Below are 24,451 nucleotides of genomic sequence, written 5' to 3' on the forward strand. Positions count from 1 at the left end.
TTTTTGTGTCCAAAATATTGACATAAGACCACAACTGTACAATTAATAAATTCACTTAGTAAAAATATTGCATATGATAAACTTAAAGATTATATGAATATTATAAGTAAAAATTGTGATAATTTATTAAAAATAATAAATGATATTATAGATACTTCAAAGATAGAAAGTGGAAAATATAAAATAAATAAAAAAAATAATGATATAGTATATATAGTTGAAGAAGCTGCTCTTAATATGAGTAAATTTATAGAAGAAAAAGGAGTATCTCTTATAATTGATCCAGATATGGAGGAGAAAATTATATCCTGTGATGAAGTTGAAATAGAACGATGCATAATCAATTTATTAGGTAATGCAGTTAAGTTTACTGATAAAGGTGGAGAAATTAGAGTCTATATTAAGGAACTTAAAAATAATATTGAGATAACAATTGAAGATACAGGTATAGGAATATCACAAGAAGATCAAGAGTTTATATTCAAACGATTTTCACAAGTTGAAGGTACAGAAGTTATGAAGACAAGTAGTAGTGGTATAGGTCTTACTCTTGTTAAATATATAGTTGAACTACATCATGGATATATTAGACTTGAAAGTGAGATTAATAAAGGTAGTAGATTCACTATAGGAATTCCAGATGTACTAGAAAGTATATAGTGTAAATATTTAATATATTAAAATGAATCTTTAGTAAGCAAGACTCCAAATATTGATTTGGTGAGTGAAACTTATACCTGAAAATATGTATGAGTAGATATTTCTTATTGATACTTAGAATAAAGTTAAGATATAAACAATCTAAAAACAATAAAAAGATTAAAACTAAAATTATGGTATTACATCAATTGAAAAAAATATGCTATACTTTAAAAGTCAATGCGTTGTACCAACGGTCATACCACTTGCCGTTGGTTCAACGCATTTTTTATTTAAATAAAAATGAGCATAATTAAAAAATCAATCAAAATGGAGATGATAATAAATGGGTATTGATAATAATAAGATTGCAGCAATAGAATTAGTTATGAACCAGATAGAAAAGCAGTATGGAAAAGGATCTATTGTTAGACTTGGATCAAATACAATAATGAATATAGAAGCTATATCAACTGGTTGCTTAGCAGTAGATATAGCATTAGGGATTGGTGGAGTTCCAAGGGGGAGAATAATAGAAATATATTGACCTGAGTCTTCAGGAAAAACAACTGTTACATTGAGTATAGTGGCAGAAGCACAAAAATTAGGTGGAGTAGCAGCTTTTGTGGATGCTGAACATGCATTAGATCCATCATATGCAAGAAAGATAGGCGTTAATACAGATGAATTAATAGTTAGTCAACCTGATACGGGAGAGCAAGCACTAGAGATAGTAGAAGCTCTTGTAAGATCGAATGCAATAGATGTAATAGTAGTTGACTCTGTTGCAGCATTAGTTCCAAGAGCGGAAATAGAAGGTGAAATGGGAGATTCACATATTGGATTACAAGCTAGATTGATGTCACAAGCATTAAGAAAGCTTACTGGGGCAATTAATAAGTCTAAATGCGTAGTAATATTTATAAATCAATTGAGAGAGAAAATAGGAATTATGTTTGGAAATCCAGAAACGACAGCAGGAGGAAGAGCCCTTAAGTTTTATTCATCTGTAAGATTAGATATAAGAAAAATTGATACAATAAAAGTTGGAGATACTGTTTTAGGAAGTAGAACTAGAATAAAAGTAATAAAGAATAAAGTAGCTCCACCATTTAAACAAGCTGAATTTGATATAATGTATAATGAAGGAATTTCTAGAGAAGGTAATTTAATAGATATAGCTGTTGAAGCAGGAATAATTCAAAAGAGTGGAGCATGGTTTGCATATGAAGATATAAGATTGGGGCAAGGTAGGGAAAATTCTAAAGTTTACTTAAAGGAAAATCCAGAGGTGGCCCTAAAAATAGAAAATATTATAAGAGAAAAACATAACTTAACATTAATAAGCAATGCAAAAAATGAGAATATAGTTGTAGGGGAATAAAATAATATTGAATTTAATAAAGCAATAAAATGTAAAATATGAACTATCTCCTAGATGATGTCATATAAAATACTTCAAATTGCATATTATTATTTTTTGTAATACCTTATATCAAAGAAGTATTGTTAAACATACTATAATTAATATGAAAAAATAGTTTTTACCTTGAGCTACGTATATAAGATAAGCTATTTTGTAGAAATGTAATTTGAGGGTGAGAATATATTAAATCAATTTTGGACACCAAGAAAAGTTTATGAGCCTTGTGGTATGTTCACATATGGACACATGATTTTATTAGGATTAAGTATAATTTTATTGATAGGATTATTGGTTATTTCTAGGAATGTTGATGAAAAACAAGTAAAAAAAATAACTCGAGTATCTGCAATTATTATTACAATTCTTGAAGGTATACAGATAGGTTTTAATTTTTACTTTGGTTATACTTGGATAAATGCATGGTTTCCAATGTGGTATTGTGGTATATTTATTTACTCATTATGGTTAAGTGGTTACGGAAAGGGAAAATGGAGAAGAATGGGTGATAGTTTTCTTGCAGGAGCATCAATGATAGCAGGAGCAACATACTTAGTTTTCCCAGCAACAGCATTAACAATATATCCTACATGACATTATCTTTCTATATATAGCATGTTTTTTCATACTATGATGATTTATATAGGAATATTGTATTTTTATAAGTTGGATATAAAATTAAATAAGCAATTATATAAAAGTTATGTTAAATATTTTTTATTTTTTGCACTAATAGCATTTGTATTAAATAACTATTGTGGAAGTAATCTGATGATGCTTAAAAAGCCAGCTAATATACCAATTCCACTTGCTTATACATTATATAAGTCAATGCCTTGGGCATATACAGTTATAGTATTTATAGTATATTTATTTGTACCATATTGGGTAACTGCTTACTTAAGTAAATTTACAAAAAGATTAAAAGGATTAAAGAAATTAAAATAGAAATAATGTTTAAAAAAAAATAAGAGTATAACTAATTAGTTTTTTATGATTTTAAATTAATTTTTATATAAAAAGTGATGATATAACTTTATAGTAATATCATCACTTTTTGTTTGAATTTAACTAGTCCAATTCTGGTTGATTTAAAATAATACTACAAGTATTAAGAATTCCATTAGATAGCTTAGTTAAGTATTCTATAGAGTCTTGTCGTTCTAAAGAAATCCAATTTTGAATTAATCCAATAAAGCCAGAAAAGGCAAAGGAGTAAAAATAATCATAATTTTTTAAGTTTCCATTAGGGAATATATTACTCCAAATATCAATGCATCGTTCTTTCATTATTATCTTAAGTTTATATATAAAGTTAGAATCAGCATTTATATGAGGTCCTAATAATATAGATAGGATGTCATAATTGGTATCTATAAAAATTATAATTTCATTTAATAGTAAATATAAATCTTCTTTGGTTTCAGAAGTGAATTTATGTTTTGATATTATATCATTAAATTCTAAAAGTATATTTTCTTTAATCTGATCAATCATGTCAAATATATCAGTATAGTGGAGATAAAAGGTTTTTCTATTTATATCAGCAAGTTCTGTTAATTCTTTTACAGTTATTTTATTAATGGCTTTATTTTGCATAAGTGTAAGCAAAGCTTCATATAATATTTTTTTTGTTCTTTTTACACGTCTATCCATAAAAACTCCCTTAAATTTAAACTTTTTATTAAGTAATACTCATTCATGATTAATGTGTGTATTATACCACTAGCATACAAAGAATGGCAATTGAAAATAAACAGTTTGAAAAATATAATTTATTCAGAAAATAGTTAAAAAGGGGGATACAAAATGGAAGCATTATTTAAACAAATAGTAAAGCATAAAAAAATAATTATTAGTATCTTTTCAATTGCAGTTATAGTATGTGCAATTTGTAGCAAATTTGTATCTGTAAATTATGATATGAATGATTACCTTCCAGATGGTTCTGCATCAACTACTTCATTAGAAGTTATGGAAGAGGAGTTTGGAAGTGGAATACCTAATGCTAGAGTAATGGTATCAGATATAAGTATACCAAAAGCATTAGAGTTAAAAGATGAATTAAGTAGTATCGATGGTGTACAAGAAGTTACATGGCTTGATGATGCAGTAGATATAACCAAACCAATACAAACATTAGATTCAAAGACCGTAGAAGATTATTATAAAGATAATTCAGCATTATTTTCAGTTACAATTAGCGAAGATAAAAGAATTAGTGCTGTAAATGAAATTAGAGAATTAATTGGTGATGATAACTCTATGTCTGGTGCAGCAGTAAATACTGCTACAGCAACACAATCAACAACAAAAGAGGTAAGTAAAATAATATTATTTATAATTCCTATTTGTTTAGGTATCTTATTAATTACTACTACATCATGGATAGAACCAATACTGTTTATGTTAACAATAGGCGTAGCAATAATGTTAAATAGAGGGACAAACCTTTTATTTGGAGAAGTTTCATTTGTAACAAATGCAGCAGGAAATGTTCTACAACTTGCAGTTTCAATGGACTATGCAATTTTCTTATTACACAGATTTTCTGATTACAGAAAAGAGGGATTTGAAAATGAAGAAGCAATGGTAAAAGCATGTGTTAATTCTGTAGGTTCTATTTTTTCAAGTGGTATAACAACTGTTATAGGATTTGCAGCTCTTATATTAATGAGATTTAAAATAGGACCTGATATGGGAATAGTTATGGCTAAGGCAATAGTATTTAGTTTGATTACAGTTTTAGTTTTATTACCAGTAATAACTTTATATGCTTGCAAACTTATTGATAAGACAACGCATAAATCTTTAGTGCCTGAATTTAATGGATTTGCCAAAGTTGTATATAAACTTATGATTCCAATGATTATATTATTTAGTATTACTATAGTGCCTTTTAGATTAGCACAAGCTGAAAATAGTTTTGATTATGGGTCTTCAAAAATATTTAATGAAACTACTAAATTAGGGAGCGACACAGTAAAAATTGAAGATAAATTTGGTAAATCAAATACGTTAGTTTTAATGGTACCAAGAGGTGATTTTGCAACAGAGACAAAATTAAGTAATGAACTAAGAGAAATTAAAGAAGTTTCTTCAATTATATCTTATGTAGATAATGCTGGAGCAGAGGTTCCTACAGAATATGTTAATGAAAGCATATTAAGCAAGTTACTTTCAGATAATTATAGTCGTATGGTTATTACAGTATCAACAGATTTTGAAGGTGATGTGGCTTTCAATACAGTAGAAGAAATAAGAGAAATAGCTAAAAAATATTATTCAGATAAATATTACTTGGCAGGGGAAAGTGTTAGTACTTATGATTTAATGGACACTGTTACTGCAGATAATGTGAGGGTTAATGCAATTGCTATTGGAGTTATATTTATTGTTCTTTTAATAGCATTTAAGTCACTTCTAATTCCGATAATTTTAGTATTAGCTATTGAAACAGCAATATGGATTAATTTAGGAATACCTTATTTTGCAGGAAATAACCTTCATTATATAGCTTATTTAATTATAAGTTCTGTTCAGCTAGGAGCTACAGTTGATTATGCAATATTACTTTCTAATAGATATATGGAATATAGAAGAGAGGTTAATAAGAAAGAAGCATTATTAAATACAGTTTCAGCTGTTTCTTTATCTATTATTACTTCAGCTACAATTTTAACATTAGCAGGTTTATTGCTAGGTGTAATATCAACACATGGCATTATAAGTCAATTAGGTTCATTAATTGCAAAAGGAACTATTTTATCAACAGTTATAGTTTTATTTGTAATCCCAGGACTTTTATATTTATTAGATAAACCAATTCAAATGACAACAATAAAAGCTAATTTTAAAAATGGTAAAAAAGATGTAAATAATGAAAATGTAAATGAAGAAATACTAGTTAAGGAAATGTAAGAAGGGAGTTTTTTATATGAAAAAGAAAAAAATAATAACTATGATTTTAGCAGCAACTATTGCTAGTAATAGCATTGCACCTATATGGGCCTTTGCAGATACTAACAATTTAAATAAGGTAAATACAGATAAAGAGGAAGTTATATATATAAATTTAAATAATGATGGAACTGTTGAGGGAGCATATGCAGTTAATATATTTGACAATGAAAATGTAGTGGATTATGGAGACTATGTTTCAATAAGAAATATGAATACTGTTGATGAATTAGAATATAATGACGGACAAGTTACAGGAACTAATTCTGCAGATAAATTATATTATGAAGGAGTATTAGAAAATATAGAAATCCCTTGGAATATAGAACTTAAATATTATTTGGATGGTAAAGAAGTAACATCAAATGAAATTGCTGGTAAAAGTGGTGCTTTAGAAATAAAGTTAGATATTAGCGAAAATAAAAAATGTGATTCAAGCTTTTTTGAGAATTATGCATTACAAACAACACTTTTGTTGGATTCTGATAAATGTAAAAATATTAAAACAGATGGAGCGACTATTGCAAATGTAGGTAGTGATAAACAATTATCATATATAATTCTGGCAGGAAAAGGTGCAGAAATTAGTATAAAAGCAGATGTAGAAGATTTTGAAATGGATTCTATAGCTATAAACGGAGTTAAACTTAATCTTAATGTTGATGTGGATAATAAAGAATTAATGGACAATATTACAGAACTGCAAAATGCAATATCAGAGGTAAATTCAGGAGCGAGTTTATTAAGTGATGGAACAGTAACGTTAAAGGATGGAGCAGGAGAATTAAATAATGGAATTACTTCTCTTGATTCAGAAATAAATTCTTTAAACACAGGAATCACACAAGTAGAAGATGCACTTAAAACATTAAATAGTAAATCAGAATCATTAGTATCAGGATCAAGCGAAGTTTCAAATGCATTAAATCAAATTTCAGATGCATTAAATGATGTTAATGTATCTTCAGAAAATATATCAGCTTTAGTTGAAGCATCATCTTCTATACAAGGTGGAATTGATAGCTTAGTCCAAGGAATAGCTGATTTACAAGCAAGCGCTAATTATGAAGCGTATAAAAATTTAATGTTATCAAATGGCGCAGATATTGACTTATTACAAAATAGTAATGCTTCTACAAGTGAAGCACTTAAGAACCAAATTGCTATGTTACAAGCAAATAAAGAACAATTATTAGCAGCTGGAGTAGAAGCAGCAGACCAACAAATTATTACTATTGATACTCAAATTGAATTATTTACTCAATTAATAACATTATTACAAGGAAATAATGCAGTAATGTATGGAACAGAGAGTTATTTAAATTCCATTTCTAATGGAACATCTAACTTATTAAATGGAGCAACTGAATTACAAGTAAAATATGCTGAATTTAATAAAGCTATAGAAAATCTTACAACTACATTAAATGGATTAGTGTACAACATGTCTACATTATCTTCTGCTATAAATACATTAGTTACAGAATATAGTGCATTAGACCAAGGAATTAATGATTATACAAATGGGGTACAAGCATTACTTAATGGATATTCACAAGTTGTAAATGGAGCAACAACATTAGTAAATGGTACTTCAGAATTAAAAAGTGGAGCAGAGACACTAGTTTCAGGTACAGAAACTTTAGCTGATAAAACTACTGAATTATCAGAGGGAACTACTGAATTAAATAATCAAACAAGCGATTTAGATACACAGGTTACAGATAAAATTAATAATATGGTTGATGAATTATCAGGAAATTCAGATGAGGTTATATCATTTGTATCAAATAAAAATACAAATGTAAAATCTGTTCAATTTGTTATTAAGACACCAGAAATTCAAAAGGAAGAAGTTGAATATACAGAAACAGCAGAAGAAAGTTTAACACTATGGGAGAAAATTCTTAACTTATTTAAGTAGAAAAAGATTTAAAGATTATCTATAAAAATACTTTTTATTAGTTTTAATTAATAGCCAAACACTTTATAGTAATAATCTTAATATCATTATAAAACTAAATATATAATAAAAATAACCTATAGAGAAAAGTTTAGTAATAACTTATTCTATAGGTTATTTTTATGTAATTGAGTAATAATAAATCATTTACTTGTTATTTCATTGTTGAAGATTGAAGGAAAAATTGAGTGTTTTCGTAATTATAAATTAATTTTGAAACATTAAATAATACTCCAGAAGATAGATATATTTGTTCTAATATAAACATTGCTGGATCCCCAGTATTTAATTCTAATAGATTAGCAATATTAGTATCTAATTTTTCCAAGTGTAAATATCTATCAGAAAATCCTAGGTTTAAGTTTAGCGCAGTTTCTAGATATTCGAAAATTGATCCTTTAGCAATTTCCTTAGTAAGATATGGAACTATGCTTTTTTTATAATAAGCTTCTTCATAGCACATAATTTTACCATCTATATATCTAAGTCTTTTAACAAGATAAACCTCATCAATAATATTACATTCAAGCAGTTCAGCAATTTCTTCATCAGCATGTATAAGATCAAATTCTAATACTTTTGCTGTTATAGTAAATTCTTTTAATGTACTGGTAAAGCCTTGCGTTGTATTTAGGTCTATATAGCCACTACGATTTCTTCTTCTAACAAAAATTCCACTTCCTTGCACTTGATAAACTATTCCTTTAGATACTAAAGATTCTATAGCTTTAACAATGGTACTTTTACTTACTTTATAGTCGGAAGCAAAGTTTTCTACTGTAGGCAATTTTGTTCCTTGTGGAAAATCATTACTATAAATATAGTTTTCTATTTCGTTTGCAATTTGTTGATATTTTAGCATTTTTACTCCCTTGTCTACTTAACATATTTATATTTTCAGTATAGCATAAACAATATTTAAATTAAATATGAGAAAATGTTTTCAAAAAAACTGTTGACAAATTGTACTGGTATAATTATAATGTGAATATACAATTTAATTATTAAGGTATAAAAATATTGTTGTGGGGGATTGGAAAAATGTCAAAAACAATTCGTGATTATGAAAAACTAGCGGTAGATATAATAGAAGCCGTTGGAGGAAAAAATAATATTATTAAAGCATCAAGATGTGCCACAAGACTTAGATTAGTCTTAAAAGAAACAACTAATGAAGCAAAAGAAAAGGTTTCCGGACTTACTGGAGTAATAACAGTAGTTGAAAATGGAGGACAATTCCAAGTTGTTATAGGAACTCATGTAGGAAAAGTATTTGATAAGGTTGCAAGTGAGCTTAACTTAGATAGTAATGCTATAGAAGAAGATGCTCCAAAGGCAAGTGTTTTAAATAGAATAATTGCAACAATGTCAGCTGTGTTTGCGCCATTTATATATATCCTAGCAGCTGCTGGTATATTACAAGGTACATTGATATTAATTAATATGGTAAACCCATCATTTTCAAATACAGGTACTTATGAAGTATTAAGCTTTATGTCATGGGCACCATTTACATTCTTACCAATATTCATAGCTGTTACAGCATCTAAACATTTTAAAACTAATATGTTTATTGCAATAGCATGTTGTGCAGCATTAGTAAGTCCAGATTGGGCAGCAATAGCAGGAAGAATAGCAGATGGAGAAAGTATTAGATTCTTAGGTATTAGTTTAGCAGAAACAACTTATACATCATCAGTATTACCACCATTATTCTTAGTATGGATATTATCTTATGTTGAAAGATTTGTAGAAAAGAAATTACCAGAGGTAGTTAAATCTTTATTTACACCATTAATTTGTTTTGTAGTTATGGTTCCACTTACTATATTAGCAATAGGACCTTTATCAGATGGATTAGCTACAGCAATTGCAAATGGATATAACTATTTATATGATTTAGCACCAGCAGTTGCAGCAGCAGTTATCGGTGGATTATGGCAAGTAGTAGTAATTTTTGGAGTGCACTGGGGAGTTACACCAATGTGTTTAGCAAACTATGATATGTACGGAAGAGATACATTCCAAGCGTTCCAAACTATGGCAGTTATAGCTCAAACAGGAGCAGTTTTAGGAGTATTTATAAAAGCTAAAAGTATGGCAACAAAGAATATATCTTTATCAGCTGGTATTACAGGATTATTTGGTATCACAGAACCAGCAATATATGGAGTAAACTTAAGATTTAAGAAACCGTTTATATGTGGATGTATAGCAGGGGCTGTAGGTGCAGTTGTAGGTTCATTCTTTAATATAGCTTACTATGCTTATGCAGGTCTTCCAGGATTATTAACAGTTGTAAATGCTATTACTCCAGATAATTCAAGTTCATTTATAGGAATGTTATTAGGAGCAGCTATATCATTCTTTGGTGCAATAATACTAGTTCAAGTAGTAGGTATTGGAGAAAAGGTAGAGGATGTTCAAAAAGAAGCTAAAAATGTTAAGAGTGAAGAAGTTAATCCAGTTTTAACTGCTGGAAATAGAGAAATAAAAAGTCCTTTAGCAGGTAAAGTAATAGAATTAGCAAAAGTTAATGATCCAGTATTTTCATCAGGAGCTATGGGTAAAGGTATAGCAATAGAACCAAATGATAATAAAGTATATGCGCCATTTAATGGAACTGTAGAATTTGTTGCAGAAACAAAACATGCTATAGGTTTAAAATCAGAGGATGGAGTAGAAGTATTAATTCATGTTGGAATGGATACTGTAAAAATGAATGGAAGAGGATTTGATGTTAAAATAGCAGCAAATTCAAAAGTTAAAGCAGGAGATTTACTATTAGAGTTTGATAGAAGTGCTATAGAAAAAGAAGGATATTCTTTAATTACACCTGTTGTAATAACTAATAGTGATTCTTATGATCACAACACATTATGTGTAGATCAAGAAGTTAAAAATGGAAAAGCAATAATTAATCTAAAAGAATTAAGTATACAATCATAGTAAAAAACGAAGTACAAAATATACGAAATAAAGGAGAATAATTATGAATAAGTTACCAAATGACTTTTTATGGGGAGGAGCTTTTGCTGCTCATCAATTTGAAGGCGGATGGAACGCTGGAGGAAAGGGGCCAAGCGTTGTTGATGTAATGACAGCTGGTGCACATGGTGTTCCAAGACAAATAACTGAAACAATTATGGAAGATACTTTTTATCCAAATCATGAAGCAATAGATTTTTATGGTAGATATAAAGAAGATATAGCTTTACTTGCCGGAATGGGAATTAAATGTTTAAGAACTTCAATTGCATGGTCAAGAATATTCCCTAAGGGTGATGAATTAACTCCTAATGAAGAAGGGCTTAAATTCTATGATAATGTGTTTGATGAGTTATTAAAGTATGGAATAGAGCCAGTTATAACTTTATCTCATTTTGAATTACCATTACATTTAGCAAGAGAATATGGTGGATTTAGAAATAGAAAACTTGTAGATTTCTTTGAAAGATTTGCTGAAGTTTGTTTTAAAAGATATAAGAATAAAGTTAAGTATTGGATGACTTTTAATGAAATAAATAATCAAATGGATACTAATAACCCATTATTCTTATGGACAAACTCTGGTGTAACTCTTAAAGAAGGTGAAGATCCAAGAGCAGTTTTATATAAGGTAGCACATAATGAATTATTAGCAAGTGCAAAGGCTGTTATAAAAGGTAGAGAAATAAATCCAGAATTTAAAATTGGTTGTATGGTTTCTCATGTTCCAATATACCCATACTCTTGTAATCCAGAAGATATAATGGCAGCTGAAGAAGCTATGGTGAAAGATTCTTCTTCTTAGATGTACATGTAAGAGGACATTATCCAAGATATGCATTAAAGGAATTTGAAAGAAAAGGCTATGATATAGGAATGCAAGAAGGTGATGCAGAAATATTAAAAGCTGGAACTGTAGATTACATTGGATTTAGTTACTATATGTCAAATGTAGTAAAGTCAGGTGTAACTAATGATAATGGAGAAGTTTCTGTAAATGGATCATTAGAAAACTCTGTAGAAAATCCATATATCAAGTCTAGTGATTGGGGATGGCCAATAGACCCAGTAGGATTAAGATATACTTTAAACCGTATGTATGATAGATATGAATTACCATTATTTATAGTTGAAAATGGTTTTGGAGCACATGATACAGTTGAAGAAAATGAAGAAATCCATGATTCATATCGTATAGATTACCTAGGAAAGCATATAGAAGAAATGAAGAAAGCTGTAAACTATGACGGTGTAGAATTAATGGGATATACTCCATGGGGAATAATAGATTTAGTATCATTCACTACAGGAGAAATGAAAAAGAGATATGGAATGATTTATGTAGATCGTGATAATGAAGGTAACGGAAGTATGAAGAGATTATGCAAAGATTCATATTACTGGTATAAAGATGTTATTCAATCAAATGGAGAAAAGATTGCTGAATAAATTTAGAATTTAAATATAGATTAATATATTTTTAAAACTGACCCAAGACAGAAGAAGGAATCACTTTGATATAAATCAGAGTGATTCCTTAATTTATGTAGATATTTCATAGAGATATATAACAAAAATAAAAATTAAATTTTAAAGTGAATAAATCAAAAATAATTAGTAGCAAAAATTATTTTAAAGCGGGTGAAATTAATGAATGTATTTTTAGCAGAATTTATAGGAGTAACAATATTAATATTTTTAGGTTGTGGTATATTAGCGGGAAATTCATTAAAAAAATCAGGGACATTTAAAATTGGAAGTGTAGCTATAAATTTAGCATGGTGATTTGCTGTTGCAATGGCGGTTTATGCTGTAGGAGATATAAGTGGAGCCCATTTAAATCCAGCAATAACAATAGCTAAGGCACTAATTGGAGACTTTCAGTGGAGATTAGTTCCAGGTTATATATTGGCTCAGGTTTTAGGAGCTATGTTTGGAAGTTTATTAGTATATATTCAGTTTTTACCACATTGGGATAAAACAGAAGATGCTGAGGTGAAATTAAGTATATTTGCTACAGCACCAGCAATAAAAAATAATATTACTAATTTCATAAGTGAATATTTAATTACTTTTATATTAGTATTTTTAATTTTTACTTTAGATAGAAATGAATTTTCAGTGGGAACAAAGCCTTTAGTTATAGGTGGATTAATATTTTCATTAGGAGTATGTTTTGGTGGAGTAACTGGAGCTGCATTAAATCCAGCTAGAGATTTTGGACCACGTTTAGCTCACTTTTTATTACCAATACCAGGCAAGGGAACTTCAAACTTTAAATATTCATGGATACCAATAATAGCGCCTATTATGGGAGGCTGTACAGGTGCAATAGCTAATTTAGCAGTATATGAAGGTATAGTTAATATTAAACTTTATGTAATGTTAATATCTACTATAGTAGTTTTATTTATAATAAAAATGGTTGAGCAAAGCAAAGAAAAAAAGATAAGTTATATGGATAAAGTGGTACAAATTAATATATTTAGTGAAAAATAATCTAATTTATATAAATAAATTTATTATTTATTAAAGTAATATTAGTAAATTAAATTACTTATTATAGAGAATTAAATTGGGTAATATAAAAATGAATTATATTAATAAGATTTAAGAGGTGAATATAATGAGTACAAAATATAAAAATACTAAAAAGAAAATGGCATCTTTAGGACTTAAGAAAGATAATAATGGTAATTATGTTTATATTGACCCAAATGATACTACTTCAGAATTTGTACCAGTAAGAAATAGAAATAAAGAATGTAATAAATAGTTAAAATTAAACTTTAATAAAAAAGGAAATGTATATAATTAATTTTTGTATGCATTTCTTTTTTTATTAAATAAGAATATGCAATATTTTTATAAGCTTTTAATACTATATTAAATTAGAAAAATTTTATTAGTTTTAGATTCAGTAGACCAATGTTTCGAATAGTATAAAGTAACACTATTTAATTTATTCATAGCAATATACGTAGATATTATTAATAAAGGGGGTAATTTATGATTAAATTAATGATTATTAGTGCATTAGTATTATTAATATGTGTTACTTCTACAAAGATATTATATAAATTTGGAGTGCCCATTCTTTTAATATTTATAGTTCTTGGAATGATTTTTGGATCTGATGGCGTTGTTGGTATATATTTTGATAATTATGATTTAGCCAATAAGATTTGCTCTATAGCATTGATATTTATTATGTTTTATGGTGGATTCGGTACTAATTGGAACATGGCTAAACCAGTGGCTATTCCATCTATATTTATGTCATCAATAGGAGTGATTTTTACAGCTGGACTAACGGGAATATTTTGTTTTTTAGTATTTAAAACAACGCTTTTAGAGGGATTACTTATAGGCTCCATAGTTGGGTCTACAGATGCGGCTTCTGTTTTTGCTATATTAAGATCTCAGAGATTAAATCTTAAGGGATCAATTGCTTCTATATTAGAAATAGAAAGTGGAAGTAATGATCCATGTGCATACATGCTTACAATAATAATATTAGAATTAATGTCTAGTGGGAATTATGGAAATATTATTCCAATGGTGTTAGGACAAATTATAGTAGCAATATTAGTAGCTGTTATATTAGCAAAATTATCTGTTTATTTTTTAAGACATTCAAAGTTTGAAATAGAAAGTTTTTATACTATATTTATAACAGCTATAGCAATACTGTCTTATTCATTAAGTGAATATTTTATGGGCAATGGATATTTAAGTGTTTATATAGCAGGAATTATTATAGGTAATAGTAAAATACCACATAAAAAGAGTATATTTCAATTTTTCGATGGTATATCATGGCTTATGCAAATAATGTTGTTCTTTTTACTTGGATTATTGGCTTTCCCATCAAGGATACCATCAGTAATGATTAAAGGTATATCAATTTCAATATTTATGATTTTAGTAGCAAGACCAATTGCAACATTTAGCATTTTAAGTTGGTTTAAGATACCTAAAAAACAACAACTTTTTATATCATGGGTAGGTATAAGGGGAGCAGCATCAATAGTTTTTGCAATATTTGCTGAAACTTATGGAGTGTTAATAGATAATGATATTTTTCATATAATATTTTTTATAGCTTTATTTTCAGTAGCAGTACAAGGAACGGTTATACCTAGATTGGCTAAAAAACTTGATTTGATAGATAATGAAGAGTCTGTTTTAAAAACATTTAATGATTATAAGGAAGATAAGAGTACAAAGTTAATAGAGTTTACAATTGATGAACATAATAGTATTGCCAATAAGACTATTATGGATGCCAATATACCAGAAGATATTCTTGTTGTTATGATAAAGCGTAAGGGGGATGTCTTTGTACCAAATGGTTCAACAGAAATTCTTCCAGGTGATACATTAGTGCTATCAGGTAATAAACTTAAACATTTTAATGAATATAAAGAGGGAAAGAGTACGACTTTAACAGAGGTTGCAGTAGAGAAAAGCAATGATATAGTTGATAAATCAATAAAAGAGGCTAATATACCAGATGATGTTCTTATAGTAATGATAAAACGTAATGGAGAGGTAATAATACCAAATGGAAGCACAGTAATTCTTGATGGAGATATATTAGTTATAACGGCAAATAACGAGGAAGAAATAGATAGTTTAATAATATAAAATAGCAAATAATTAAATTAATATATATTAAGGTAAAAAAATAAAAGCTAGAAAGTAACCAGCAATAAACTTTTTAGCTTTTAACTACATATTCAACTTAAATATAATAAGTAGAGAATATTAAAGTAAGGAAGAGTATAATGCTGAAGAATTAATATATTTAGTAAATATAATAAATCCTACTATATTTATCTACTTTAAAATAATTTCAAAAGTATTATAATTTAAATAGATAATAATAATTATTAAATAATAGTTTAAATCGGTTATGTAAATAGAGGGAATATTATGGATGAAGCTAAAATAATTGAAATGATAAAAACAAACCCTATGGGAATAAGAAATATAAATAATCCTACTAATGAAATGAAATTAATAGCCTTAGACAAGAATGGTCTTTTATTAAGATATATAACTAATCCAACAAAAGAAATGCAAGAGTTGGCTATGAAGAGGAATGTTAGAGCAATTGAATATATAAATGAACCTACAGAAGAAATGATGATAAGAGCAGTTGAAGCTGGATGGACTAATTTGAGTTATATTAAAAATCCAAGTGAAGACGTAATTAAAATAGGAATAAAGCAAAGAGGATGGGCAATTCAATATGCAAAAGATCCAAGTGAAGAATTGCAATTAATGGCAATAAGGCAAGATTATGATTCAATAAAGTATATAAAAAATCCTTATGAAAGTGTACAAGAAGAAGCAGTAAAGATAAGTTATGATGCATTAAGATATATAAAATCACCTAGCTACAATGCAGAAATTATTGCTATTAAAAATAATGAATCAGCAGTTAGATTTGTAAATAATTTAAATAAGGAAAAAATATTAAATTTCTTTAAGGAGAATATTTTAGTAATTAAATATATATCTAAAAGTGTGTTAAAAGAAATACCTAAAGAAGAAATAAAGGAAGCATTAAAAGAAGTATTATCAAAAGATGATATTGAAGAAAAATATGTTAGAGATTTTTTAAATTGTAATCTTATAAGTGTAGATAGTGAGTATATACCTATAGATAAGATGATGTTTATTTATGAATATGGAAGTAAAAAGGCGAAAAAGATAGCTGTAGATGAGAAACTAAAGATAATATAAAAGTAATTATATATGGTTAGATATTAAATAGCATGTAAAAATAGAGTCTAAAAATCAAGCGAAATATAGATGGTATAGTTTAATAAACCTTAAACTTATGGAGGAAAAGAAATGAATTTTATAGATACGTTAAAAAGTGTTGAATTAGTATTAGCTACTGGAGAAGTTCCATTAGTAGTAGGGGAAAGTGGAATAGGAAAAACAGCATTAGCAAGGGATATAGCAAGAAAAAATTCTTGGAGCTTTGTTGTTATTGATGGAAATTTACTTAAAGAAGGAGAGATAGGGGGACTACCTACAGTAGAATCTTATGTTGCAGTGGACTCTATAGGTAATAAGGTTGAAAAAAAGACAACAATATATGCAGTTCATACAAAATTAAGGGAAATAGATGAAGAAATAGCTAAAGGAAAAAGTGTGCTTTTATTTATTGATGAAATAAATCGTTGTGAGCATACAGTACAACAAGAGCTTATGAACTTAATATTAAATAGAGAGATAAATGGATATAAGCTACATAAAGACGTAAAAATATTAGCTGCAATGAATCCATCAAGTAAATATGGTTCAGATTTTAATTATCAAGTTGTAGATATGGATGCGGCTCAAGAAAATAGATTTGTATGGCTTAATATGGAAAGCGATCATACAGCTTGGTTAAAATGGGCAATGGACATTGGAATAGAACAAAAGGTTATAGAGTTTATTTCTACATTCCCTGAATATTTACATAAAGTAAATGAAGATGATGTAAGAGCTACACCAAGAAGCTACGAAAGACTTTCAAAGACTTTTAAGATTTATAAAGATAAAATAGATGAAATCCCAAGAGAAGTATTTGTAAATGTCATAAAAGGAAATGTAGGAAAGCTAATTGCAGAAGAATTTATAAGTTTTGTTGAAGCAAATCAAAAACCGTTAATATCCTTTGAAGATATTTTTTCAGGAGATGTTCTTAGCGAAGAAGTTATAGAAAAAATTAAAGGTGAAAGTCATACAAGGCTTTATTTAACTGCGATGAATACTTTAAAAGCTTTAGAAAATAATATTCAAGGTTATAATGATGAAAAAAGTTATTATATTAATAGATTCATAGAATTTATAAAGAAGTATCCTATAGATTTAATGGTTGGAATAATGAAAGATATGAAAAATAGTTATCCTGAAACTTATAAAGTAGCTTTAGAAAATGAAAAGTTTGTAGAAGCATATTTTGAATCCTATAGTCAAATAAGGGGATAGTATATGGAAAGTTATTTTGAAAAGCAAAAAAAGGAACTTTATGAAAATATAAATGAAATTGTTAGCAGTGCAGCTATGTTTAAAGCAAAGCGTAATAGAGAAAGCTTTGATGCTGATGTACCACAAGAGTTTAAAGAGAAATTTTTTAGCCTTATAAGTAAAGTTAATTTAAGTTTAATGGAAGATAAGGATAACTTTTATGGGTATTTTTTATTCCAGATGGAAAAAGAGATAAGATTTGATATAAGTAGTCCTACTGGTGTTAACTTTAAAAATGCTAAGTATGTTATATATTTTAACCCAATAATATTTTTGCAACTTGATATAAAACAAATGGAAAGTACAATTAAACATGAAATTCATCATATATTATCTATGCATTTAGTAAGAGCAAAGGAATTAAAGGGAAAATACAGCACATTAGCAATTAATTTAGCTATGGACATAGTAGTGAATCAATATTTAAATAATTTGCCACCATATGCAACTACATTAAGAGGTGTAAATACAAAATATTCATTGAATCTGGAGCCATATAATACTTTTGAATATTATGCAGAACAAAATTCAAAATGAATTAGATTTGTTAGAGGATGATGATGAAGGTGAAGAAGATGATACTAGGATAGATGAAAATATAGAAAATCAGTATAATCCAGAAAACACTCATGATATTTGGGAAGAAAATAGTGTGCTAGATGAAAAAACTCTTAAAGACTTTACAGATAAATTTATTAGTAATGCAGAAAAAGGACAAATTCCTCTTCACATAGAAGGTATGATAGCATCTCTTAGAAAAAGTAATAGTGAACTACCTTGGAACCTATATCTTAAAAGGTTAATGGGAACAGTGGAAAGTTAATAAAAAGAAAACTATAACAAGAAGGAATAGAAGACAACCTAATAGACTAGATTTAAGGGGAGAACTTAGAAATCACAAAGCAGAAATAGCAGTTGCTATTGATATAAGTGGTAGTATAAGTGATGAAGAATTTAAGCAAGCAATTAAGGAAGTACTTTCTATAGTGAAAAATTATAATCATGAAATTACAATTATAGAATGTGATAAAGAAATTAAGCGTGCCTATAAAGCTAAGTCTATGAAAGATGTAAAGGATAGGATATCATCAGGTGGTGGAACTAGATTTACTCCTGTCTTTGAATATGCTAATAATAAAAATATAAATTTACTAATATATTTTACTGATGGAAAAGGTGAAGATAAATTAAGGGTAATACCTAGAGGATATAAGACGTTATGGGTTATTTCAGGTAGAGGAGATACACTTTCCTTAAAAGAACCATATGGTGCTATTAAAAAGTTAAGTAAAGTTGAAATAAAAGATACTACGGTAGATATGAAAGATGTTAGAACTGATGGATATTCAATGAATAATCAAGAACCAATTTTTTAATAATAAAATATAAAAGGAAAAGAGGAGTAAGTTATATAAGTGGAGTAGTATTATCAGTTGATGGAGCTACTGTAATTTAATATAATGTAAGTTAGATATAATGAAATTAGTGTAAAAATAAGATTGTACCAATTAAGGTGCAATCTTATTTAATTTGGAGGATTTACTTTGGATAAGACATACATGTTTGATAACTATATATCAATAGGACGTAATTTTATGACTGAAAAAAACTATTTAAAGGCTTTGAAATTTTTTAAGAAAGCATATGAATGTAAAGACGGAAAAGAAGATATAGATTTAATTTTAGATTTAGCATTTTTATATGATAAAATAGCACATTTTGATTTAGCTGAAAAAATGTATAGAAGAGTACTAGAACTTGATGATACTAACGCTATTGCGTATTATGGCTTAGGAATTATTTATGATGATGATGAAATGTATGAAGAAGCAATTGAGTATTATAAAAAAGCAATAGAGAATGATAATAAATATGAAAAGGCATATTTCTTTTTAGCTAATGCTTATGATGAATTAGGTAATAAGAAAGAGGCTATAAAAAATTATAAAGAAGTTTTAAAACTAAATCCAAAAGATTTATGGGCAAATGCTAATTTAGGATGTATTTATGATGAATTAGAAGATACAAAGCTTGCTTTATAATATATGAAAAATGCACTTGAAATAGATAGTAAACACTTTAGAATTTTATTTAATATGGGGGTATTTAACAAAAAGTTAGGTAATTTAGATTTAGCAGAAGAATATTATAAAAAATCAATAGAAGAAAATCCATATTATCCATATAGTTATTTAAATTATGCTGTAATGTATAGAGCAAAAGAAGATTATAAAAGAGCTATCGAAATAATAAATAAAGGTATAGAAGAAAATGAAGATGAAGGTTTTTTATACTATAATAGAGCGTGTTTTTATGTAGCTATTAATGAGCTAGATTTAGCTTTAGAAGATGTTCTTAAATCTATAGAATTAAATGATTTTTTTGAAGACTATATGAAAAAAGATGAGGAACTTGATGGTATAAGAAATTTAGAAAAATATAAAAAAATGTTTTAAATATTTAATTTGTGAATATGTGTATGGATACAATTGCATAAAATACCATTTTAGGTATAAAATTTATTTGAAGTTTTATAATTAAAAGGGGGTAATTATTATGAATGCACAAATAAGATTTAAAAAATTAATTCAAACAGCATTACTTGCAGCATTGTGCTTTGTATCATTTACTTATTTACAAATTAAAATTCCTATGCCAGGTGGAGATGCAACTTCACTTCACATTGGAAATGCTTTTTGTGTTTTAGCAGCTTTACTACTTGGGGGATGGTATGGTGGACTTGCTGGAGCAATAGGTATGACAATTGCAGATTTACTTGACCCAGTATATATAACAGTAGCACCAAAAACATTTGTATTAAAATTATGTATTGGTTTAATAACAGGATTAATTGCACATAAAATTGCTAAGATTAGTGAAAGTGATGATAAGAAATATATTTTAAAGTGGAGTATTATTTCATCAATTGGAGGATTAGCTTTTAATGTAATTGCAGATCCTATTGTTGGATTTTTTTATAAGCAATATGTTTTAGGACAACCACAAGATGCTGCTGTTATTTTAGCAAAATTAAGTGCAGTAACTACATTTGTAAATGCGGTAGTATCTGTAATATTAGTTGCAATTATTTATAATGCAATAAGACCAATTTTAAAGAAATCAGGTTTATTATTACCTGTTTAATATTAAGAGTAATAAAATGTACTTACAGAGTTTTGTAAGTACATTTTTTATATTTAAAATACTTTATTATTTGAATTTTATTTACAAATTAAAAATGTATATTTGTTTTAGTAACTATTTTAAGATATAACAAAGTATGATTAGTAAGTCCAATAGCAGTGATGTTTGTAGATTTAAAATATAGTTTTTTCATGTATTATGAGTAATATTATGGAACTTATATATACTAAATATATAAATTAAAATTTACTACTAAATAAATTAATACTTTAAATTTACATAAAATTAGAATTTGAGTTACATGAGGTGATATTAGTGTTAAATAAAATATCAAGACGATTAAATCTCATAATAATATTAGTTATTATTTTAATAATTAGCTTTACTTCTACAACATCTAAAATATATAATGCAGAGAAAATTAATAGTTATAAAGTAGATACAACTTGGATAACTGATAAACCAATAGCACATAGAGGTTTACATAATAAGATATATCCAGAAAATTCAATGGCAGCTTTTAATAATGCAATAAAAAATGGATATCCAATAGAATTAGATGTTAATTTTACAAAAGATATGAATGTAGTAGTTATTCATGATAATAATCTAGAGAGATTAACTGGAGTTTCTAAAAAGGTTAAAGATGTTACATATAATGAATTAAAAAATTTAAAGATATTAAATACAGAGCAAAGTATTCCATTATTTAAGGATGTCCTAAGGCTTGTAGATGGGAAAGTACCTATATTAATAGAGATAAAAGGCTGTGAAAATATCAGTGCTCTTTGTTGTGAAGTTAATAATATACTTCAGGGGTATAAGGGAGACTTTGCAATTCAATCCTTTGATAGTAGCGTTATTACATGGTACTCAAAAAATGTACCAGAAGTTAAAAAAGGTATTTTAATAAATGATATTAATGATGAAGGATCTTTGAAAAGTTATAAGAAAATTATTTCTAATACTTATGATAAAGCAGATTTTATATCAATTAACATAAATAGTTTAGAAGACAAAAGAATTCAAGATTTAAGAAAGACGGGATATACAATAATATCATGGACAATACAAAGTGAAGATAAAAAACTAAAAGCTAAAAATTATTCAGATAATTATATATTTGATAATGATAAAATATAAAAGATTTAAGAGTTCAATTGTAAAGGGGTGATATAATCACCCCTTTAATAATTCATCAGTGGATAAAATAACAGTTCCATTAATATTAGAAAAAGTTTCTGTTATTTTACTAGTAGCATTTTGGGTTCCAGGTAAAAATGATAATTTTATATCATAATTTTCAACTATGGTCATTTCTTGTATAATCCAGTTATTATCAATAGTTACATACATTATTATACTATTAAAAATAGGTGTCTCAACACTACCAGAGGATGTCATTATCTCATTAACATATGCTTTTGTAGCAAGAAGAGGATTTAAAGAGAATGAAAGTGTATATAAGTTATTATCTTTCTTTTCAATATGTTTAGAAAGAATAGTATTAGAATCAACTATATATCTAATAAAAGCAGTGGGCAATCCACCATATCGTTTTCTATATTCATCTTTAGATATTATTTCAGACTTACCATTCCAAGAGGCAGTGTCCTTAGAAATATGAGTTCCTTGTAAAATAGTAATATCATTACCATTATAAAAAATTCTATTAGCTAGTTGTTTAAAAATACTATAGCTTATAGCTTCAGAAAAATAATTTTCACCATCATACTTTTTACTTCCCTTAATACTTTGAGAAAATCCAGATGCTTTTATATAACCTGTACTTTCAGACGTGAAAGATTTGGAACTTAATAAATAATATCTTGCTATTTTAAAGTTAGTTAAGGCATCATAATTTGAAGGAGTTTTGGATGAAAAATCATCAGATTCTATTTCCGGAGGAATAGGATTATCTTCAATATTTTTTATAGAATTTAAATTTATACTACAATTAATAGAGGTAGAAGAAAGGAAAACTACACAAATAAAAGTTATAAAAACTCTTATTAAAAATTTTTTTTGATTTGACAAATTAACTCGCCTCCAAGATTTTATAATAGGTATGAAGCATAGTTTAGCATAACGAAAATATTATATCAAGTAATTAGAAAATGGTTTAATTTAAATTATAATTTAGTAGTTATTCTTATGTATTTAAAGTAAAGAGCACCTAGCAAGATTAAATATTCTTACTAGGTGCTCTTATTATAGTATTTAATTTATATTAGGTATAAGATTATTTAAATATAGCTATATGCTTACCTTGAGGCTTTTCTATATCCAGCAGCAATAGCTTCATCTTCACTATTAAAAATAACAAGATAGTTAGAATCAGCCATATTTTCATAATCTCTTTGGCCAGGACAGTGATAAATTTTAGATTTAGAATTTCCTCTTATGACAGTTGCTACATCAGAATTATTATCAGAATCATTATTAATATTTGAACTAGTGCTATTAGAAGTACTTGAATCATTAGTTGAATCAGTTGATGAATCAGTATTTATTATTTCTTCACCACTAAGGGCACTATTACCAGTTGCATAATCTATTGTAATTCCAGGTTGTATGTTATAAACAAATACGTTGAATTCAATACCTTCACCATCATCTTCTACAGATTTTGCTTCCATTTGAACGCCTGTAGCAACAAGATTATTTCCTTCAAATACTGGTGTAACTCTATATAAGACATGATTATTTGTTTCTTTTATATAGTCAGCAACCATATTTTCAAATGGTAACATTCCTTCAACATTAAAGTATCTTGTACCAGTAATTAAGTTTTCTTTATTTGCATTTTCAGCAGTTAATTGGAAACCAATTAAATGAGATCTATTATATAGGTATTTTCCACTTATGATATCATATTTAACTGATTGCCAACCGCTAGGTTTAACTGAACTTATAGATTCTCTGTTTTCAGTAGGCATTAAATCAGTTCCTATATTTGCAAAGGCAACACCACATCTTCCTAAACTATCTAATGGGCTATATTCTTCAAAGGAAGTAGTTGTTAAATCAGAGTCAGAAAAGTTAGGAACATTATCATTTAAAACTACATAGTCATTTCCAGAGTATGCTGGAATATCAGCAATATCCGTATTAAGTTTATTACCATTTTCATTAGAATTAGATGAAGGTACATTATTAGAAGAAGAGTCTTCAACTACTTGTCCACCATTTGTAGTAGAAGGAATATCAATTGTAGAACAACCAATAAATGTATTTAGGCATAGGAATACGCCTAAAAGAACAATTGTTAAATTTTTTAGTTTAAATAAATTTTTCAT

The 24,451-nt window shown here is 27.4% G+C and carries 18 protein-coding genes and 4 pseudogenes; 18 read left to right on the forward strand and 4 right to left on the reverse strand.

Translation table 11 applies throughout. The annotated features are described in order from the left end of the window. Positions 1 to 93: 93 nt before the first annotated feature. The 4 genes and pseudogenes from HMPREF0216_RS00250 to HMPREF0216_RS16900 all read left to right on the forward strand — a co-directional run bounded on the left by HMPREF0216_RS00250 (position 94) and on the right by HMPREF0216_RS16900 (position 3,010). Positions 94 to 660 (forward strand): sensor histidine kinase, encoded by a 567-nt coding sequence (locus HMPREF0216_RS00250; RefSeq protein WP_005209715.1) that lies wholly within the window; start codon positions 94 to 96, stop codon positions 658 to 660. Between the two features lie 325 nt (positions 661 to 985). Continuing rightward, positions 986 to 2,023 (forward strand): annotated as a pseudogene (gene recA / locus HMPREF0216_RS00255) (recombinase RecA). 270 nt (positions 2,024 to 2,293) lie between these two features. Further along, positions 2,294 to 2,656 (forward strand): hypothetical protein, encoded by a 363-nt coding sequence (locus HMPREF0216_RS16055; protein ID WP_051040629.1) that lies wholly within the window; start codon positions 2,294 to 2,296, stop codon positions 2,654 to 2,656. Between the two features lie 177 nt (positions 2,657 to 2,833). Further along, positions 2,834 to 3,010 carry a hypothetical protein gene (locus HMPREF0216_RS16900; RefSeq protein ID WP_157464277.1) on the forward strand — a complete coding sequence of 59 codons (177 nt, stop codon included), beginning with the start codon at positions 2,834 to 2,836 and terminating at the stop codon, positions 3,008 to 3,010. A 123-nt stretch (positions 3,011 to 3,133) separates the two neighbouring features. Here the strand turns inward: HMPREF0216_RS16900 and HMPREF0216_RS00265 are convergent, their stop codons facing one another. Beyond that, entirely contained in the window at positions 3,134 to 3,718 is a 585-nt protein-coding gene (locus HMPREF0216_RS00265) for a TetR-like C-terminal domain-containing protein (RefSeq protein ID WP_005209724.1), read from the reverse strand. Positions 3,719 to 3,871: 153 nt separating this feature from the next. Here HMPREF0216_RS00265 and HMPREF0216_RS00270 point away from each other — a divergent pair, with 153 nt between their 5' ends. Both HMPREF0216_RS00270 and HMPREF0216_RS16065 read left to right on the forward strand, forming a co-directional pair. Further along, positions 3,872 to 5,983, forward strand: coding sequence for an efflux RND transporter permease subunit (locus HMPREF0216_RS00270; protein WP_005209725.1), 2,112 nt, complete (start codon positions 3,872 to 3,874; stop codon positions 5,981 to 5,983). 16 nt (positions 5,984 to 5,999) lie between these two features. After that, a complete protein-coding gene (locus HMPREF0216_RS16065) occupies positions 6,000 to 7,946 on the forward strand; it encodes a GumC domain-containing protein (protein ID WP_005209726.1) in 1,947 nt (648 codons plus the stop codon). Positions 7,947 to 8,139: 193 nt separating this feature from the next. Here HMPREF0216_RS16065 and HMPREF0216_RS00280 read toward each other — a convergent pair whose 3' ends face one another. Beyond that, positions 8,140 to 8,847 carry a GntR family transcriptional regulator gene (locus tag HMPREF0216_RS00280; protein ID WP_005209727.1) on the reverse strand — a complete coding sequence of 236 codons (708 nt, stop codon included), beginning with the start codon at positions 8,845 to 8,847 and terminating at the stop codon, positions 8,140 to 8,142. Positions 8,848 to 9,026: 179 nt separating this feature from the next. Between HMPREF0216_RS00280 and HMPREF0216_RS00285 the strand changes: the two genes are divergently transcribed. From HMPREF0216_RS00285 to HMPREF0216_RS00330, 12 genes and pseudogenes are all read left to right on the forward strand, one after another. Beyond that, positions 9,027 to 10,934, forward strand: coding sequence for a beta-glucoside-specific PTS transporter subunit IIABC (locus HMPREF0216_RS00285; RefSeq protein ID WP_040418341.1), 1,908 nt, complete (start codon positions 9,027 to 9,029; stop codon positions 10,932 to 10,934). A 43-nt stretch (positions 10,935 to 10,977) separates the two neighbouring features. Beyond that, a pseudogene (locus tag HMPREF0216_RS00290) lies at positions 10,978 to 12,422 on the forward strand (6-phospho-beta-glucosidase). 201 nt (positions 12,423 to 12,623) lie between these two features. Further along, positions 12,624 to 12,758 (forward strand): hypothetical protein, encoded by a 135-nt coding sequence (locus HMPREF0216_RS18025; protein ID WP_005209732.1) that lies wholly within the window; start codon positions 12,624 to 12,626, stop codon positions 12,756 to 12,758. Positions 12,759 to 12,770: 12 nt separating this feature from the next. Then, positions 12,771 to 13,472, forward strand: a complete 702-nt coding sequence (locus tag HMPREF0216_RS00295; protein ID WP_005209734.1) for an MIP/aquaporin family protein — start codon at positions 12,771 to 12,773, stop codon at positions 13,470 to 13,472. A 127-nt stretch (positions 13,473 to 13,599) separates the two neighbouring features. Beyond that, positions 13,600 to 13,749, forward strand: a complete 150-nt coding sequence (locus HMPREF0216_RS17265) for a hypothetical protein (protein ID WP_005209737.1) — start codon at positions 13,600 to 13,602, stop codon at positions 13,747 to 13,749. 233 nt (positions 13,750 to 13,982) lie between these two features. Further along, a complete protein-coding gene (locus HMPREF0216_RS00300) occupies positions 13,983 to 15,623 on the forward strand; it encodes a potassium/proton antiporter (RefSeq protein WP_005209738.1) in 1,641 nt (546 codons plus the stop codon). 288 nt (positions 15,624 to 15,911) lie between these two features. Further along, complete coding sequence (locus HMPREF0216_RS00305; RefSeq protein WP_005209740.1) at positions 15,912 to 16,727, forward strand: hypothetical protein; 816 nt, start codon at positions 15,912 to 15,914, stop codon at positions 16,725 to 16,727. Between the two features lie 111 nt (positions 16,728 to 16,838). Beyond that, positions 16,839 to 17,969 carry an ATP-binding protein gene (locus HMPREF0216_RS00310; RefSeq protein ID WP_005209742.1) on the forward strand — a complete coding sequence of 377 codons (1,131 nt, stop codon included), beginning with the start codon at positions 16,839 to 16,841 and terminating at the stop codon, positions 17,967 to 17,969. A gap of 3 nt (positions 17,970 to 17,972) precedes the next feature. Then, a pseudogene (locus HMPREF0216_RS00315) lies at positions 17,973 to 19,384 on the forward strand (vWA domain-containing protein). Positions 19,385 to 19,567: 183 nt separating this feature from the next. Further along, positions 19,568 to 20,464: pseudogene (locus tag HMPREF0216_RS00320) on the forward strand (tetratricopeptide repeat protein). A gap of 100 nt (positions 20,465 to 20,564) precedes the next feature. Further along, positions 20,565 to 21,152, forward strand: a complete 588-nt coding sequence (locus tag HMPREF0216_RS00325) for an ECF transporter S component (protein ID WP_005209752.1) — start codon at positions 20,565 to 20,567, stop codon at positions 21,150 to 21,152. 315 nt (positions 21,153 to 21,467) lie between these two features. Further along, entirely contained in the window at positions 21,468 to 22,295 is an 828-nt protein-coding gene (locus HMPREF0216_RS00330) for a glycerophosphodiester phosphodiesterase family protein (protein WP_005209754.1), read from the forward strand. 36 nt (positions 22,296 to 22,331) lie between these two features. Here HMPREF0216_RS00330 and HMPREF0216_RS00335 read toward each other — a convergent pair whose 3' ends face one another. Continuing rightward, positions 22,332 to 23,189: a hypothetical protein gene (locus tag HMPREF0216_RS00335; RefSeq protein ID WP_005209756.1), complete on the reverse strand. Its 858-nt coding sequence runs from the start codon at positions 23,187 to 23,189 to the stop codon at positions 22,332 to 22,334. A gap of 227 nt (positions 23,190 to 23,416) precedes the next feature. Then, the gene (locus HMPREF0216_RS00340; RefSeq protein ID WP_005209758.1) at positions 23,417 to 24,451 is read right to left on the reverse strand and encodes a DNA/RNA non-specific endonuclease; all 1,035 of its coding nucleotides are present in this window, start codon (positions 24,449 to 24,451) and stop codon (positions 23,417 to 23,419) included.

Source organism: Clostridium celatum DSM 1785, assembly GCF_000320405.1.
Classification (GTDB): Bacteria; Bacillota; Clostridia; order Clostridiales; family Clostridiaceae; genus Clostridium; species Clostridium celatum.

Excerpts from the sequence above, each read along its gene's own strand:
- HMPREF0216_RS00250 (WP_005209715.1), top strand. The coding sequence starts at position 94 with ATGAATATTATAAGTAAAAATTGTGATAATTTATTAAAAATAATAAAT.
- HMPREF0216_RS16055 (WP_051040629.1), top strand. The coding sequence starts at position 2,294 with ATGTTCACATATGGACACATGATTTTATTAGGATTAAGTATAATTTTA.
- HMPREF0216_RS16900 (WP_157464277.1), top strand. The coding sequence starts at position 2,834 with ATGATGCTTAAAAAGCCAGCTAATATACCAATTCCACTTGCTTATACA.
- HMPREF0216_RS00265 (WP_005209724.1), bottom strand. The coding sequence starts at position 3,718 with ATGGATAGACGTGTAAAAAGAACAAAAAAAATATTATATGAAGCTTTG.
- HMPREF0216_RS00270 (WP_005209725.1), top strand. The coding sequence starts at position 3,872 with ATGGAAGCATTATTTAAACAAATAGTAAAGCATAAAAAAATAATTATT.
- HMPREF0216_RS16065 (WP_005209726.1), top strand. The coding sequence starts at position 6,000 with ATGAAAAAGAAAAAAATAATAACTATGATTTTAGCAGCAACTATTGCT.
- HMPREF0216_RS00280 (WP_005209727.1), bottom strand. The coding sequence starts at position 8,847 with ATGCTAAAATATCAACAAATTGCAAACGAAATAGAAAACTATATTTAT.
- HMPREF0216_RS00285 (WP_040418341.1), top strand. The coding sequence starts at position 9,027 with ATGTCAAAAACAATTCGTGATTATGAAAAACTAGCGGTAGATATAATA.
- HMPREF0216_RS18025 (WP_005209732.1), top strand. The coding sequence starts at position 12,624 with ATGAATGTATTTTTAGCAGAATTTATAGGAGTAACAATATTAATATTT.
- HMPREF0216_RS00295 (WP_005209734.1), top strand. The coding sequence starts at position 12,771 with ATGGCGGTTTATGCTGTAGGAGATATAAGTGGAGCCCATTTAAATCCA.
- HMPREF0216_RS17265 (WP_005209737.1), top strand. The coding sequence starts at position 13,600 with ATGAGTACAAAATATAAAAATACTAAAAAGAAAATGGCATCTTTAGGA.
- HMPREF0216_RS00300 (WP_005209738.1), top strand. The coding sequence starts at position 13,983 with ATGATTAAATTAATGATTATTAGTGCATTAGTATTATTAATATGTGTT.
- HMPREF0216_RS00305 (WP_005209740.1), top strand. The coding sequence starts at position 15,912 with ATGGATGAAGCTAAAATAATTGAAATGATAAAAACAAACCCTATGGGA.
- HMPREF0216_RS00310 (WP_005209742.1), top strand. The coding sequence starts at position 16,839 with ATGAATTTTATAGATACGTTAAAAAGTGTTGAATTAGTATTAGCTACT.
- HMPREF0216_RS00325 (WP_005209752.1), top strand. The coding sequence starts at position 20,565 with ATGAATGCACAAATAAGATTTAAAAAATTAATTCAAACAGCATTACTT.
- HMPREF0216_RS00340 (WP_005209758.1), bottom strand. The coding sequence starts at position 24,451 with ATGAAAAATTTATTTAAACTAAAAAATTTAACAATTGTTCTTTTAGGC.